The organism is Streptomyces sp. 2323.1 (assembly GCF_900221035.1).
Taxonomy (GTDB): Bacteria; Actinomycetota; Actinomycetes; order Streptomycetales; family Streptomycetaceae; genus Streptomyces; species Streptomyces sioyaensis.
Genome location: NZ_LT907981.1, coordinates 830,473 through 845,158, shown reverse-complemented (window position 1 = coordinate 845,158; position 14,686 = coordinate 830,473). Strand labels below are relative to the sequence as shown.

At 70.5% G+C, this 14,686-nt stretch carries 15 protein-coding genes; 12 read left to right on the top strand and 3 right to left on the bottom strand.

What is annotated here, in order from left to right; all coding sequences use genetic code 11:
* Nucleotides 1-99: 99 nt before the first annotated feature.
* The 3 genes from tuf (at nt 100) to CPH93_RS02945 (ending at nt 3,153) form a co-directional block, all read left to right on the top strand.
* Nucleotides 100-1,272, top strand: coding sequence for an elongation factor Tu (gene tuf / locus CPH93_RS02955; RefSeq protein WP_093487487.1), 1,173 nt, complete (start codon nt 100-102; stop codon nt 1,270-1,272).
* A gap of 139 nt (nt 1,273-1,411) precedes the next feature.
* The gene (locus tag CPH93_RS02950; RefSeq protein ID WP_093487489.1) at nt 1,412-2,254 is read left to right on the top strand and encodes a patatin-like phospholipase family protein; all 843 of its coding nucleotides are present in this window, start codon (nt 1,412-1,414) and stop codon (nt 2,252-2,254) included.
* A 44-nt stretch (nt 2,255-2,298) separates the two neighbouring features.
* Nucleotides 2,299-3,153 (top strand): spermidine synthase, encoded by an 855-nt coding sequence (locus tag CPH93_RS02945; protein WP_096211837.1) that lies wholly within the window; start codon nt 2,299-2,301, stop codon nt 3,151-3,153.
* Nucleotides 3,154-3,168: 15 nt separating this feature from the next.
* Here the strand turns inward: CPH93_RS02945 and CPH93_RS02940 are convergent, their stop codons facing one another.
* A complete protein-coding gene (locus tag CPH93_RS02940) occupies nt 3,169-4,548 on the bottom strand; it encodes an MFS transporter (protein ID WP_093487493.1) in 1,380 nt (459 codons plus the stop codon).
* Between the two features lie 147 nt (nt 4,549-4,695).
* Here CPH93_RS02940 and CPH93_RS02935 point away from each other — a divergent pair, with 147 nt between their 5' ends.
* Both CPH93_RS02935 and CPH93_RS02930 read left to right on the top strand, forming a co-directional pair.
* Nucleotides 4,696-5,151, top strand: coding sequence for a DUF4442 domain-containing protein (locus tag CPH93_RS02935; RefSeq protein WP_096211836.1), 456 nt, complete (start codon nt 4,696-4,698; stop codon nt 5,149-5,151).
* 274 nt (nt 5,152-5,425) lie between these two features.
* On the top strand, nt 5,426-6,076 hold the full coding sequence (locus CPH93_RS02930; protein WP_093487495.1) for a DedA family protein: 651 nt from the start codon (nt 5,426-5,428) through the stop codon (nt 6,074-6,076).
* 73 nt (nt 6,077-6,149) lie between these two features.
* Here CPH93_RS02930 and CPH93_RS02925 read toward each other — a convergent pair whose 3' ends face one another.
* Complete coding sequence (locus CPH93_RS02925) at nt 6,150-6,359, bottom strand: hypothetical protein (protein ID WP_040897791.1); 210 nt, start codon at nt 6,357-6,359, stop codon at nt 6,150-6,152.
* 105 nt (nt 6,360-6,464) lie between these two features.
* A complete protein-coding gene (locus CPH93_RS02920) occupies nt 6,465-8,480 on the bottom strand; it encodes an ATP-binding protein (protein ID WP_096211835.1) in 2,016 nt (671 codons plus the stop codon).
* Nucleotides 8,481-8,775: 295 nt separating this feature from the next.
* Here CPH93_RS02920 and CPH93_RS02915 point away from each other — a divergent pair, with 295 nt between their 5' ends.
* The 7 genes from CPH93_RS02915 to CPH93_RS02885 all read left to right on the top strand — a co-directional run bounded on the left by CPH93_RS02915 (nt 8,776) and on the right by CPH93_RS02885 (nt 14,632).
* On the top strand, nt 8,776-9,768 hold the full coding sequence (locus CPH93_RS02915) for an alpha/beta hydrolase (RefSeq protein ID WP_096211834.1): 993 nt from the start codon (nt 8,776-8,778) through the stop codon (nt 9,766-9,768).
* A gap of 126 nt (nt 9,769-9,894) precedes the next feature.
* The gene (locus CPH93_RS02910; protein WP_093487501.1) at nt 9,895-10,251 is read left to right on the top strand and encodes a DUF4333 domain-containing protein; all 357 of its coding nucleotides are present in this window, start codon (nt 9,895-9,897) and stop codon (nt 10,249-10,251) included.
* Nucleotides 10,252-10,681: 430 nt separating this feature from the next.
* The gene (locus CPH93_RS02905; RefSeq protein ID WP_093487503.1) at nt 10,682-11,905 is read left to right on the top strand and encodes an ATP-binding protein; all 1,224 of its coding nucleotides are present in this window, start codon (nt 10,682-10,684) and stop codon (nt 11,903-11,905) included.
* On the top strand, nt 11,902-12,315 hold the full coding sequence (locus tag CPH93_RS02900) for a roadblock/LC7 domain-containing protein (protein WP_096211833.1): 414 nt from the start codon (nt 11,902-11,904) through the stop codon (nt 12,313-12,315). Before CPH93_RS02905 ends, CPH93_RS02900 begins: the two co-directional genes overlap by 4 nt.
* Nucleotides 12,312-12,692, top strand: a complete 381-nt coding sequence (locus tag CPH93_RS02895) for a DUF742 domain-containing protein (protein WP_006601658.1) — start codon at nt 12,312-12,314, stop codon at nt 12,690-12,692. The genes CPH93_RS02900 and CPH93_RS02895 overlap by 4 nt, the downstream gene beginning before the upstream one ends.
* Nucleotides 12,667-13,257, top strand: coding sequence for a GTP-binding protein (locus tag CPH93_RS02890; protein WP_093487505.1), 591 nt, complete (start codon nt 12,667-12,669; stop codon nt 13,255-13,257). Before CPH93_RS02895 ends, CPH93_RS02890 begins: the two co-directional genes overlap by 26 nt.
* 10 nt (nt 13,258-13,267) lie before the next feature.
* Entirely contained in the window at nt 13,268-14,632 is a 1,365-nt protein-coding gene (locus CPH93_RS02885) for a cytochrome P450 (RefSeq protein ID WP_093487507.1), read from the top strand.
* Nucleotides 14,633-14,686 lie beyond the last annotated feature (54 nt).

Below are 14,686 nucleotides of genomic sequence, written 5' to 3'. Positions count from 1 at the left end.
ATCGTCCGGCGGACCCCGCAAGGGGAGGGTCGGCCGGTCCCAGGGGTCCCCACGGCGCCAAGTCGCCGTCCTCACCGCATTGTTGCGAGGAAGAACACCATGCCCAAGACGGCATACGTGCGCACCAAGCCGCACCTGAACATCGGCACCATGGGCCATGTCGACCACGGCAAGACCACGCTGACCGCGGCCATCACCAAGGTTCTCAGCGACCGGGGGAGCGGCACGTTCGTACCGTTCGACCGCATCGACCGGGCCCCGGAGGAGGCCGCCCGCGGTATCACCATCAACATCTCGCACGTCGAGTACGAGACCGGCACCCGGCACTACGCCCATGTCGACATGCCCGGCCACGCCGACTTCATCAAGAACATGGTCACCGGCGCGGCGCAGCTCGACGGGGCGATCCTCGTCGTCTCCGCGCTCGACGGGATCATGCCGCAGACCGCCGAACATGTGCTGCTCGCCAAGCAAGTGGGCGTCCAGCACCTCGTGGTGGCCCTCAACAAGGCCGACGCCGGGGACCCGGAGCTCACCGACCTGGTGGAGCTGGAGGTGCGCGAACTGCTGAGCGCGCACGGCTACGACGGGGAGCACGTGCCCGTCGTACGGGTCTCGGGGCTGCGTGCCCTGGAGGGCGACCCGCGCTGGACGGCGGCGATCGATGCGCTGCTGGACGCCGTGGACGCCTGTGTCCCGATGCCCGAGCGGTATGTGGACGCGCCGTTCCTGCTGCCGGTGGAGAACGTCCTGTCCATCACCGGGCGCGGCACGGTCGTCACCGGAGCCGTCGAGCGCGGCACGGTGCGGGTCGGCGACCGGGTGACGGTGCTCGGCGCGGGAACCGAGACGACCGTCACCGGGCTGGAGACGTTCGGCAAGCCCATGGCGTCCGCCGAGGCCGGGGACAACGTCGCCCTGCTGCTGCGCGGACTCCACCGCGACCAGGTGCGCCGCGGGCACGTGGTCGCCGCGCCCGGCAGCGTCACCCCGCGGCGCCGTTTCACCGCCGACCTCTATGTGCTCTCCACCGAGGAGGGCGGCCGCCGTACGCCGCTGTCCACCGGCTACCGGCCGCAGTTCTACCTCCGCACCGCGGACGTGGTCGGCGACCTCGACCTCGGCGAGCGGGGCCTCGCCCGCCCCGGCGAGACGGTGACGGTCTCCGTCGAACTGGGTCGTGAGGTGCCGCTGGAGACGGGCCTGGGCTTCGCCGTCCGGGAGGGCGGCCGGACCATCGGCGCGGGGACGGTGCGCACCGTCGAGGAGTGAGGCAGCGCAGGTCAGCGGCTGTGTCCGGCACCGTCACGGGTGCCGGGCACAGCCGCCCCTGTCCCGGGGGCACGCGGAGTGCGACACTGCACGCCCGAAAGGGAATGGCTGCGCACACACGGATGACGAGGGTGACCTGATGGCGGGAACGGCGCTGGTCCTGGGCGGTGGAGGGCTCACCGGAATCGGCTGGGAGATCGGTGTGCTGGCCGGTCTCGCCGAGGCGGGCATCGGTCTCGCCGACGCCGACGTCGTCATCGGCACCTCCGCGGGATCGATCGTCGGCGCCCATCTCACCTCCCGGCAGCTCCCCCTGGAGGAGATGTACGCGCGCCAGCTCGTCGTGCCCCAGTCCCGCTCGGCGGAGCGGATGGGCCCGGCCGCCCTCGCCCGGTTCGCGACCATCGCGCTGCGCTCCCGGGACACCGTGTCCTTCGGCGTACGGATGGGGAAGCTGGCCCTCGCGGCCCGTACCGTCCCCGAGGAGGCCCAGCGCTCGGTGATCGCCCGGACCCTGGACCTGGCCGACTGGCCGGCCCGGCGGCTGATGATCACGGCGGTGAACGCGGCCACGGGGGAGCGGACCGCCTTCGACCACACCAGCGGTGTGCGGCTGCTCGACGCGGTGGGCGCCAGCTGCGCGGTCCCCGGCGTCTATCCGCCGGTCACCATCGACGGCACGCGGTGGATCGACGGCGGGGTGCACTCCAGCGCCAACGCGGATCTGGCCGCCGGCTGTGACCGGGTGGTGATCGTCGCGCCGATGGCGGCCTCCGGCGGGCCGATCGCCGGGCCGCGGGCGCAGGGCGCGCAACTGGCGCGCGAGGGCGCCCGGGTGTGCGTGATCACTCCTGACCGCGCGGCCAGGTCGGCGTTCGGCCGCAATGTCCTGGACCCCACCAGGCGCGCGGACGCGGCCCGCGCCGGGCGCCGGCAGGCCGTCTCCCATGTGGCGGAGATCCGGCAGGTCTGGCCGGACTGACCGCCCGGCCGGAGCGCCCCGGTCCGCACCGGCACAATGGGACGGTGGACGAAGCACCCGACCCGATACCCGTCACCCGGACCGTGGACTGCGGCACCGCCAAGTTGCTGCCGGACGTCGACCGTCCCCGGGCCTGGCTGCTCACGGTGGACGGTGCACCGCAGTCGTACGTGGACCTCGATGACCCGCTGCATCTGGAATTCGAGTATGTGCGCCGGCTGGCATTCGTCCTGGACGAGGCGGCCGCCCCGGGGGAGCCGCTGGACGTGCTGCACCTGGGGGGCGGGGCGCTGACCCTGCCCCGCTATCTTGCCGCCAGCCGGCCGCACTCCCGTCAGGACGTCGTCGAGGCCGACCGCGCACTGCTCGCCCTGGTGGCGGAGCATCTGCCGCTGCCCGGCAACTGCGGCATCACGCTGCATGCCGACGACGCCCGTACGGCGCTGGAGGCGGCGCCGGAGGACAGCGCCGATGTGATCGTGGCGGATGTCTTCGGCGGCTCGCGGGTGCCGGCGCAGCTCACCTCGGTCGAGTATGCGCGGGCCGCCGCCCGGGTGCTGCGCGCGGACGGCTGCTACGCCGCGAACCTCGCGGACAGTGCGCCGTTCGGCTTTCTGCGCGGCCAACTCGCCAATTTCGCCACGGTCTTCGAGCATCTGGCGCTGATCGCGGAGCCCTCGGTGCTGCGCGGCCGCCGCTTCGGCAACGCCGTGCTGCTCGCCTCGCGCGCGCCGCTCCCCCTCGCCGCGCTGGCCCGGCGGGCGGCCGGTGATGTGTTCCCGGCCCGGGTCGAGCACGGTTCGGCGGTGCGGCGGCTGATCGCGGACGCGGCACCCGTAGGCGATGCCGAGGCGGTGGCGTCCCCGGTGCCGCCGGGCGGCGCGTTCAGCGTCGGCTGAGCGGCCGGCCGGGCCTCACGGCGTCCCCGACGTCTGCGGGGCCGGCGCACCGGCCGCACGGGAGTCCGTCCGCCCGGCCACGGGCTCCGTTTTCGGGCGCCGTGTCAGCTGCCGTACGCCGGGAATGCACAGCACTCCCGCCGTCAGCAGCACGATCAGCGCCGAAGCGCCCCACAGCGCGGCCCGCCTGCCGATGAGGTCCTGTACGGGGCCGGCCAGCGCGGTGGCCACCGGGACCATGGCCACGGACCCCAGCCAGTCGTAGGCCGAGACCCGGGAGAACTTGTCCTCGGGGATCTCCTGGTGCAGCGCCATCATCCAGGTCACCGCGAAGATCTCGATCGCGACCCCGGTGCCGAACATGATCACGGTGAGCCCGGCCGTGGGGAGCGGCACGGCGAGCGCGGCGGACGGGAGGGCGAGGGGGAAGACACACAGCGAACCGGTCAGCAGGAGGCGGTGCGGTTTGAGCCGGGTCATCACCAGGGCGCCGCCCGCGGTACCCGCACCGAAGGCGGCCAGCGCCAGCCCCCAGGGTTCGGGGCCGCCCAGATACTGTGCGGCGACCAGCGGCCCGTAGACCGCCTCGGCGGCCGCGACCACCGCGTTGACGAGGGAGAACTGCAGGACCACGGCCCACAGCCAGGGCCGGGAGACGACCTCCCGCCAGCCCTCCCGCAGATCGTGCAGTATCCCGCCGCCGGCGGCCCGCCGGGGAACTCCGCTGACGTCGAGGAAGGCCCGCAGTGCCGCCGCGAGCGCGAACGAGGCGGCGTCGACGGCCAGCACCCAGCCGGGGCCGACCGCGGCGACCAGGGCGCCGCCGAGCGCCGCACCGCCGATGGTCGCGCCGTTCACACCCATCCGGAACACGGCGAAGGCGCGCCCCGCCTGATCGCCGGAGACGCTGGCGAGCATCATGCCCTCGGAGGCCGGCTCGAAGAACGCCTGCCCGGTGCCGCCGAGGGCGGCCAGCAGCGCCATCTGCCACAGCCGCGGCTCCCCGGTCAGGACGAGCAGCGCGAACACGCCCTGGGAGACGCAGTTGAGGGCGTTCGCGGCGACCATCACACGATGCCGGGGTAGCCGGTCGGCGACCGCGCCGCCGATCAGCAGGAAGACGACCAGCGGGACCGTACGGGCGGCCGCGACCAGGCCGACGTCCGTGGTGGTGCCGCCGGCGGCGAGCACCGCGAAGGCGGTCGCGATCAGTGCGCCGGAGTTGCCGAGGTTCGCGATCACCGTGGCGCCGGTGAGCAGCAGATAGTTGCGTCCAGCCCACGCGGGACGTGCTCTTACCAAGGCCGGATGCCGGGGGCGGGTTCGGCGGTGGACGGCATGCGGCGCGGGAAGGCCGGCGCCCGGTGCCCGCCCGGTGCCGGGTACCTCACCCATGCGTCCGCGCAGTGTTGTTGTCCTGGCCACATGGGCGCTCACGCTAGACCGGGCGGGGAGCCGGCCGCACCCGAATTGTCGCCGGGCGGGACGCCCGGACCGCGCGGGCCCTTCACACCTAAGCTACTGCTAGGTAACATGTCGCCCATGTCCTCCGAGACCCTGCCGTCGATCGGCGAAATGATGGCGGCCTCCGTGCCGATGGTCCGCACGCTGAACCTCGAGTTCACCGAGACCACCGCCGAGCGTGCCGTGGTCCGCATGCCCGACCAGTCCGACTTCCACAACCACGTCGGCGGCCCGCACGCCGGCGCGATGTTCACCCTCGCCGAATCCGCGAGCGGTGCGATCGTGATGACCGCCTTCGGTGACCAGCTCGGCCGCGCGGTGCCGCTGGCGGTGCGCGCCGAGATCGGCTACAAGAAGCTCGCCATGGGACCGGTCACCGCCACCGCGGAGCTGAGCCGCCCGGTCGCCGAGGTGGTCGCCGAGCTCGACGCCGGCGGGCGCCCGGAATTCCCGGTGAACATCGCCCTCACCCGCGAGGACGGCGCGGTGACCGGCGAGATGAGCATCGTGTGGACCCTGCGCCCCAACAAGTGAGCCGCTTCACCGGGTGAATCGCTTCACAGCTGCGTTCCCCCATGGCCCGCCGTGTCACCGCACGGCGGGCCGTCGTCGTACCGGGGCGGGCATCTCGCGCCGGATCGGGCCGGGCGGAGGATGCCGCCCACCGCGGGACGAATCGGCCCCAGGGTGACCCGATCGAGTACGCTTCCGGGGGCGCGCCCAGGCGTGTCAGGGGATCGAGCGGTCACGGTGTCAGGGGCATCGGGCCACGGCCCACGGGGGCCCTACACCAGCGGAGGAACCGGCTTTGCACATCCAGGAGTGGCTCGAGACCGTACCGGCCGTGAGCGTCTACCTCCTGGTGGGGGTGGTCATCGGACTGGAGAGCCTCGGCATTCCGCTGCCCGGTGAGATCGTCCTCGTCAGCGCATCGATCCTCGCGGCGACCCAGGATCACATCAACCCGTTCGTGCTGGGCGCCTGCGCGTCCATCGGCGCGATCCTCGGTGACTCCGCCGGCTATCTGATCGGACGCAAGGGCGGCCAGCCGCTGTTGCACTGGGCCGGCCGGAAGTTCCCCAAGCACTTCGGCCCCGACCATGTCGCCATGGCCGAGGCGAAGTTCGACAAGTGGGGAATGTGGGCGGTCTTCTTCGGCCGCTTCATCGCGCTGCTGCGCATCTTCGCCGGCCCGCTCGCCGGCGTCCTGCGGATGCCGTACTGGAAGTTCCTGATCGCCAACGTCCTCGGCGGCATCCTCTGGGCCGGCGGTACGACCGCACTGATCTACAGCGTGGGAATCGTCGCTGAGCCCTGGCTCAAGCGCTTCTCGTATTGGGGCCTGGGTGCCGCGGTGCTGTTCGGCATCGGCTCGTTCCTCGTCATGAAGCGCCGGGTGAAGAAGGCGGCCGCCGCCCGCGAGGCGAAGGAGAGCCCGGTCGCCGCCACGGCCGACTGACCGCCGACGCGGCCGGACACTTCGGTGGCCCAACTCGCTTGAGCTGTCCCGTCGGTGCCGCAGCGGTGGCGGGTCAGGGCATCAGCCAGACGTCCGGTCCGCCGTCGCGCCATTCGAAGACGCCGGTGTCGTCCCAGACGAACTTCGCGGTGCCGAAACCGGCCCGGCGCAGTATCGCGGCCACATCGCCGGGGCGCAGGGCGCGGCCCAGATCCTGTCCGTAGAGCGTCACACGACGCCCGCCTGTACAGGGCGGATGCACGATCACGGGGGCACGCTTCATACCCTCAGCATGCGACCGGGCCGCCGCCCCCGCATCCCGAACGTGGCCGGCGCGTCACACAGCGTGCCCACGTCGGGCCCGTCGTGCGCCGTACGCCCCTGCCGCTCAGGACCGCGCCCGCAGCCGTGAGAAGAACAGCCGTGACCGTACGCCGGAGCCGCCGCGCTGCCACCACGGCTCCTGCCCGTCCCGGTCCGGCGGCGAGGCCCCGCCGCGCAGTTGGTGCCGCAGTCCGGCCAGCAGCGTACGGGCCCCCGCGATGGACAGCGGATCACCGACGAGCTTCTTGGCCGCCAGAGCCTTGCGGCAGGCCCGCAGGGCCGCCGCCGGTTCCCCGTGGGCGCGTTCGGTCATGGCCAGTGCGTACAGGACCGTCGAGTAGAGCCAGAAATCGCCGTCGGAGTGCCGGGCCTCCCAGGCCCGGTGGGCCGCCGTCCTCGCCCGCCGGGCATCGAGCGACGACAGGGCGATGGCGAGCAGCGCCCCGCTGTGGGCGGGCCCCGGGCCGAACCACGGATCCCGGGAACGGTGCCGGGAGGCCTCCTCCAGACAGGCCACGGCCCCCGCGAGGTCCCCCCGGTACAGCGCCAGCACCCCGTGCGCATGCGCGATCCGGGCCAGCCCGTCGCTGTCCGCGTGCATCACGGCCGCCGTCCATGCCTGGTCGAGCAGTGCCCCGGCGGCGGGCGAGTCCTCCTGCGCCGCCAGATAGCCGGACAGCCAGAGGGCCCGGGCCCGCAGCGCGGTGTCGTCGGGGGAGAGCAGCAGCAGCCGGTCCAGATGCGCCCGCCCCTCACGGCGGAAGCCGCAGGCCGCCCAGTGGAACCACAGCGACACCGCGATCTCCAGCGCGCCGAGCGCGTCCTCCGCGTCCTGCGGCGGCCGGGTCATCGCTGCGTCGAAGTTGGCCTGTTCGTCCTCCACCAGCCCCACGGCGAGCTGCTGATCCGGGCCCTGCCAGGCGATCTGGGCCTCGGCCGCGAGCGCCGCACACGCCTGCCGGAACCGCCTGAGCGCCCCGGCCTCCTCGCCCGCCTCGCGCAGCTGTGTCCGCCCGAAGTCGCGGGCGGCACGGGGGAGTCGGTAGCGCGGCGGCAGCGCGGCCCCGGTGTCCTCGTGGACCCCTCCCGCATCCCGTACGCACTCGACGACCGAGGCCGTACGGAGCCGTTCCAGTGCGCCCTCGACCGCGGCGGCAGGAACGTCACTGCTGGCACAGACACATCCGGCGAGCCAGGAGTCGAAGTCGTCGGGCAGCACCGACAGCCTCGCCCACACCTGCCGGTCCACGGGCGAACAGAGGGCGTAGCCCGCGGCCTGCGCGGCGTAGAGCGAGGTGTGCCGCACGGTCGCCGCCGGCCCCGCGTAGTACAGCGGACCGTCCGTGCCCACCTGCGCCGCGAGCTGCGGCAGCGACATCCGGTCCAGTTGCTGCGCGGCGAGCGAGATCGCCAGCGGCGAGCCCTCCAGCGACTGACACACCGCGACCAGGAGTTCCGGCGCTGCGGTCCCGGTCCGGGCGGCCAGCAGCTCGACGGCCGGTCCGGCGATCCCCTCGCCCAGCGTCACCGGGAGCGGCGCGATCTCCACGACCCGCTCCTCGGCCAGCCCCAGCGGGCGCCGCGCGGTCGCCACGATCCGCAGCGCCGGGTCGGCCCGCCACAGCCGCCGGACGAGCCGTGCGCACGCATCGAGTTGGGGGTCGCAGTCGTCCAGCAGCACGATCGCCCGGCGTTGCCGGCAGTGGGCGGCGAGCGCCGCGAGGGGGTCCGTCGTGGCATCCGCCCGGTGGGCCTCGCCGGGCGGTGCCCCGGGGCCGGGGTCGGCGGGAGGCCGTGCGGTGTCCTCGCCGGCGGCGTAGGCCGGTCCGGCCGCGTGGAGCAGCGCCTCGGCCGGACCGCCCCTGGCCGGGCCGTCCCAGCAGCCGACCCGGAGGACCGTGCCGTCGTACCGGGCGGTGTGTTCCTCCAGGACGGCGCGGGCCAGCATGCTCTTGCCGACCCCCGCGGCGCCGGTGAGCGTCACCAGCCGGGCGCTGTCCAGCAGTCCGGACAGCTGCTCATGCTCCACCGCGCGTCCCACTACGCCGGGCAGTGGCCGGCGGTCGGCCCACGTGGTCATCGGTCATCCCCCACATCGGCACAGCGCCGCACCCTTGCGAACTGGGAACCCACGATGCCAGAACCGACCGTCCGGTAAACACGCCAAAGGCCTATCGAACGGGGGAAAGCCGGGCGGCCCAATTGACGTACCGGGGCGCCCTCTTGAGGTCTCAGAACCGCGGACTGCCAGGTCACGGTGGCCAAGGGCGGCGCCGGGCGGGCTCCGGGCGATCTTAGGGTGGTGCCCTTCGACCGGTGCCGTGGTGGCAGCGTGGTGCCCGCGGCCGGACCGAGCAGCCAAGGAGAACGTCCCGATGAAGTCCCTGCGTGTCCGTGCGGCGGTGAGCGTGGTGGCCCTGCTGCTGGCCGGCTGCGGCACCGAGCGGGATTTCGTCGACGCCTCCCACGTGCCCAGGCTGCGGGCCCGTCCCGCGGACGCCAACAACGGCCGGCCCCGGATGGTGCCGCCGAGCGGACCGCGCTCCTCCTTCACCCCGTTCCGTACGACCGGGAACGACGGCACCCAGGTCGTGCGGACGACGTGGCACGGCCGCAAGTCCGGCTTCACCGGCGACATCTGGGCCTGGGTGCCGCCCGAGTACCACCGGCCCCGGTACACCAGAAGCGGCTTCCCCGTGCTGATCGCGCTGCCCGGTTCCTACGGCTATCCGTTCAACTACTGGGCGGGGGAGACCTTTTCGCTGGAGGAGCGGATCGCGGAGTGGTCGCGGCAAGGCAAGACGCTGCCGTTCGTCGTGGTCATGCCGGTGCTCAATCCGGGCACGAAGTACTACGACGGCAGCGACATCCCGGGGCAGCCGAAGATGGGCAGCTGGCTCACCCAGGACGTGCCGGACTTCGCCCGGGCCAACTTCCGTACGTACGACAGCCGTGACGGCTGGGCCTTCATGGGCTCCTCGTCCGGTGGCTTCGCAGCCCTCAAGGCCGTCCTCAAGGAGCCGCAGAAGTTCAAGGCGGCCATCGTCAACGGCCCTGACACGGCGCCGGATTCGCCGATGTGGCAGGGGCATCCGGACGAGATGCGGGACAACGACCCACGCCACCTGGCGCGGCAACTGGCCGCGCGGAAGGGCCCGGACGTCTATCTGGCGTTCGAGCTCGGCAGCAAGGAGGCGGCGGTACCGGACGTGAAGCGCTTCATCGCGGACCACACCGGCGGACCGATCCGCTCCACCCTCTTCGAAATACCGGACGGTGTGCACAGCGCCCACACCTACATCCAGCGGATGCCCGAATCGCTGCACTGGATCAGCGAGCGGATGCAGGGCCCCGTGCCGTCCGCCTGACTCCTGTCGCCTGGCTGGCCGCACCTCGGGGGACTCATGTTGCCGACGCCCGGCAAGCGGCCAGAATTGTCCCTGATCCGGCCGTGCCGCGGCCGGCTGACGGCGTGTACCCGCGGAAGGAGAGTCGTGCGCACACTGCGAGCGGTCGGACTGGCACTGGTCGGTACGGCTCTGCTGGCGGGGAGCCTCACGGCCGGCAGCCAGTGGCTGCGGGACCGGGATGCGACCAGCGAGGTGAAGGGGGCGACCGATACCGTCCCGCGCGACGAGGTCGCCCGTTCGATCTCGGGGCATCTCTCGCTTCCGGTGATCCCCAAGGGGCCGCGCTCGGTCGACTGCGTGCGGGATCTGCGTGCCGTCAAGGGGGCGCGGACCCGGTGCACGGCCCACTACCTGCGCGGGACCGACCGTGAGATGACCGTCCGCGTCGTCCGGGTCCGCGGCGGCGAGATCACCTATGTCCACGACGCCCCGCATCGCTGAGCCCTGCTGATCGTTCCCGCCGTTGCGTTCGCGACGTCGCAGGACAGCGCGCCAGGGGAGCGTCAGGAAGCGGCCGATCGCACATCACCGGACCCGGCGGTAGGGTCCAATGTCCCGAAACCCAGCCTTTGTTGAATCGCCTTCAGATGAGTAACTGTTCAGATAGCGGTTGGACGATGGTCGTTGTCGTGATGCTAAGATCATCGCACTTGCCAACGGGCTGACCACCTGCTAAGGCAGGAAAGAAATTCCGCGCATTGGCCTATAAAAACTGCCACCCCGGGGGAATTATGCCATTAGCCGGCCCTTTGATGGCTTTCTGGCAGGCGACTGTGCGCGGCCGTTCACGTATGTCTGGAACCGCGAGTGAGCAGACCCGTCGCAGCCAGGCACACGACACCTGGTGGCTCCGTCGTCCGAAGAGAGTCTTATGACGCAATACTTCCAGGATCCAGCGCTCTGGGGACTGATCGCTGGCACACCTGTCGCCGCAACCGCGATTATTCGCGGCAGAAAAAAGATATCGGAGCTTCGAGCAGAAAAGGCTGAACTCAAGCAGCACTACACCAATCTGGAACACCACTACACGGAGGCGGTGGAGGAGGCCAAGGACCGGGCGGAAGAGGCCACCAAGACCACCTTGAAGGCCGCCATGCGGACCCTGCAGGGCCTGGCGAGCGAACAGCAGCTGGCGATCTCCAAGTTGCAGGAAACGTATGGCGAGCACAAGATCCTGCAGGATCTGCTCGACATCGACCACATGAACTCGCAGTTTGCGCGGCGCGCCCAGTCCATCGCCGTCCTCTGCGACGGCTGGCTCGGCCGGCGGCGGCACAATGCCTCGCTCTACGATGTGGTCCGCAGCGCGAAGGGGCGTATCCGCCACTTCACGCGCGTCGAAATCCGCTCGCAGAGCAACTTCGCCATCGTGAGCCGCGCAGTGGAACCGGTTGCGCTGGTTCTTGCCGAATTACTGGACAATGCCACCAGTTATTCGGCACCGGAGACGATGATCGAGATCAATATTCGTCCGGTGCCCAAGGGCGTGTGCATCGTCGTCGACGACGCCGGTGTCGGCATGAACGAGGAGGAGAAGGCGCGCGCCGCTCAGCTGCTGTCGAGCGAGAATTCCGCCAGCGTCTCCAGCCTCGGCAATCCGCCGCAGTTCGGTTTCACGGTCATGGGTGTGCTCGCCGCCCGATACGGATTCACCGTGTCGGTGGATTCCACCTCTCCCTACGGTGGCGTGCGCGCGGTCGTCCTGCTCCCCGACGATCTACTGACGTCTCTGCACGAGCCCGAGGAGAGTCCTGCCGTGGCCGCGTCCGCCCCGTTGCCGCCCGAGCATCCTCCTGGTCACCCGGCCCCCGGCGGTGCTGCGCCGGCTCCCCGGGCCCCCGCGTACCCGGCTCCGGGGGCGGCGCCCATGGGGCAGCCGGCGCCCGTTCAACCGATCAACGAGACGACCGCCGGCGGGCTGCCAAAGCGTCGCCGACGCGGTGCGATTTCCATCGTGCCGACCCAGACCGAGAGTACGGAAACCCCGGCCCGCGACAGCGCAAGGACCGCGTCCGCCATGGGCGCATTCCAGCGCGGCACACAGTCCGGCCGTCGTTCCACCAATGCAAGCAATGAAGGGCATGAGGTTCAGTGAACTACGATCTGTCGTGGATGCTTGACAGTGCTCTGGAATTGCCCGAAGCGCAGCATGCCATTCTCGTTTCCGCCGACGGCCTGCTCATGGCCCGCTCGAAGGACGTCGGACGGGATCACGCCGACACCGTCGCCGCCGCGATGAGCGGAATGCAGTCGCTGAGCCGTACGGTCGCCGACTTCTGCTACGGCGGGGCGCCCGTCAACCGGCCGCAATGGCGGCAGACGCTGGTGGAATTCGACCATGGCTGGGTCTTTCTCATATCGGCCGGCGAAGGTGCCTATCTCGCCGTTTCGGCCTCACCCGATGTCGACATGGCGGAGATCTCGTTCCGTATGCAACAGCTTGTCGGGCAGCTCGGCAAGGCACTGACCAGCCCGCCGCGCGATAGGGCTGATATCCAGTCATGACACCTGACGACGAGCCGGAGCTGGAACACGAAGCAGCAGAATTAGTACGGCCGTACGTCATCACCAACGGCCGCGATCTTCTTGACGGCAGTGAATTCTCGCTGATCACCCTGGTCACCGTGCATGCGGAGCCGCCTCGGACGAAACCTCTCGATCCGGAGAAGCTCCGCCTGCTGGAGCTGTGTTCGGGAGGTTTTCTCTCGGTCGCCGAGATAGCCGGGCACACCCGGCTGCCGGTGGGCGTCGTCAAGATTCTGGTGGCCGATCTCGCGCGGGAGGGCCATCTCTACTCCCGCGCGCCCATACCTAGCGCTCAGCTTGTCGACCGGAAAATCCTTGAGGAGGTGCTGAATGGGCTCCAAGCTCGCTTTGGATGACGGCGTGTACCTGCGCAATTCAGTGCAGACCGCGGCGAAGATCCTCGTGGTCGGACACTTCGCCGTGGGGAAGACGACATTCATCGGCACCATGTCCGAGATTCCTCCGCTGCGGACCGAAGAGGTAATGACCCAGGCGGGCGCCGGAATTGACGACCCGAAGGGCGCACCGGACAAGACCACGACCACGGTCGCCATGGATTTCGGCCGACTCACGCTCAGCGAGAAGCTGGTCCTTTATCTGTTCGGTACGCCCGGACAGCAGCGGTTCGTTCAGGTGTGGGAAGACATGACGCGGGGGGCGCTGGGTGCGCTGGTCCTGGTCGACCCACAGCGACTCGACGAGTCCTTCCCTGTCATGGACCTGGTGGAACACTACGGAATCCCGTACGCCATCGCCGTGAACCGGTTCGACGGGACTCCCTCCCATTCGCTCGACGAGATCCGGGAGGCGCTGGACCTTCTCCCTGAGACGCCCGTCGTCCACTGTGACGCACGGGACCAGCGTTCCTCGGCGGATTCCCTGATCGCGCTCGTCCGATATCTACAGTCCCGCGTCAACTAGGAGCTCAGGCATGCAATCTCACTCGGAATTCCAGACTCCGCCGCCCGGCTGCCCCGCGCACGCCGGCGGCGAAAGGGTGCCCCTGCACGGGCCGGAATTCGCGGCCGCGCCGGAAGCCTTCTACGAGACGCTGCGGCAGTACGGTCCCAGCGCGCCCGTCGAGCTGGCTCCCGGTGTGGAGGCCGAACTCGTCACGGACTACGCCACCGCGCTCCACGTCCTGCAGAACCCGGACACCTTCGCGCGGGACTCCCGCCGCTGGCGCGCGCTGAACGAGGGGCGGGTCCCGCTGGACAGCCCCGTGCTGCCGATGATGATGTACCGGCCGAATTGCCTGTTCTCCGACGGCGCCGAGCACCTGAGGCTGCGCCAGTCGGTCACCGCGAGTCTGGCCCGGGTGGACACCCACCGGCTGAGTCGTCATGTCGACCGCGTCGCCGCGTATCTCATCAGCCAGTTCAGCAGCCGCGGCCGAGTGGAGCTGGTCGCCGACTACGCCCAGTTGCTGCCGCTGCTGGTCTTCAACGACCTCTTCGGCTGCCCCGCCGAGATCGGGGACCGCCTGGTCTTCGGCATATCCGGCATATTTGACGGGGTGGACGCCGAGAAGGCGAACGAGGTCCTCACCGAAGCGCTGCTGGAACTGGTGGCGCTCAAGCGGCGCTCGCCGGGCGAGGACATCACCTCATGGCTGATGGCGCACCCGTCCGGGCTCTCCGACGAGGAGATGGTCCATCAGCTCGTCACCCTCATTGCGGCGGGGACGGAGCCCACGCAGAACATCATCGCCAGTGCGCTGCGGCTGCTGCTGACGGATGAGAAGTACGCGGGCGATGAGCACACGGCCGGACTGCTGGTCGACGATGCCATCAACGATGTGCTGTGGAACAGCGCGCCGATAGCCAACTACGGCGTGCACTACCCCGTGCGTGACGTGGAGCTCGGTGGAGCCAAGCTGCCGGCCGGCGATCCCGTGGTCATCAGTTTCGCGGCCGCCAACACCGACCCGACTCTTTCGACGGGCCGTCAAATGTTCAGCAAGCGGGCGCATCTCGCCTGGGGTGCGGGTCCGCACGCCTGCCCCGCCAAGGACCCCGCCCTGCTGGTGGCCGTCCTGGCCATCGAGAAGCTGCTCAACACCCTGCCGGACATCGATCTGGCCCTGCCCGTGGAAAGCCTGACCTGGCGTCCGGGCCCGTTCCACCGGGCGCTGGACGTGCTGCCCGCCCGTTTCACCCCGGTACGCCCCGAGCGGACTGCCTCCATTTCCTCGGCAACGGGTGGCCAATCGGCAGGAACAGCCCCTGCACAGGCCGGGAACGGGTCACAACGGGGTAAGTGGTGGAGCTCGTTCCTCTCCTGGTGGAAGGTGTGACGTTCGCGACAGATTTTCGCTTTCGGTGGCGCGTAGACGTTCAATCGCGGGGGT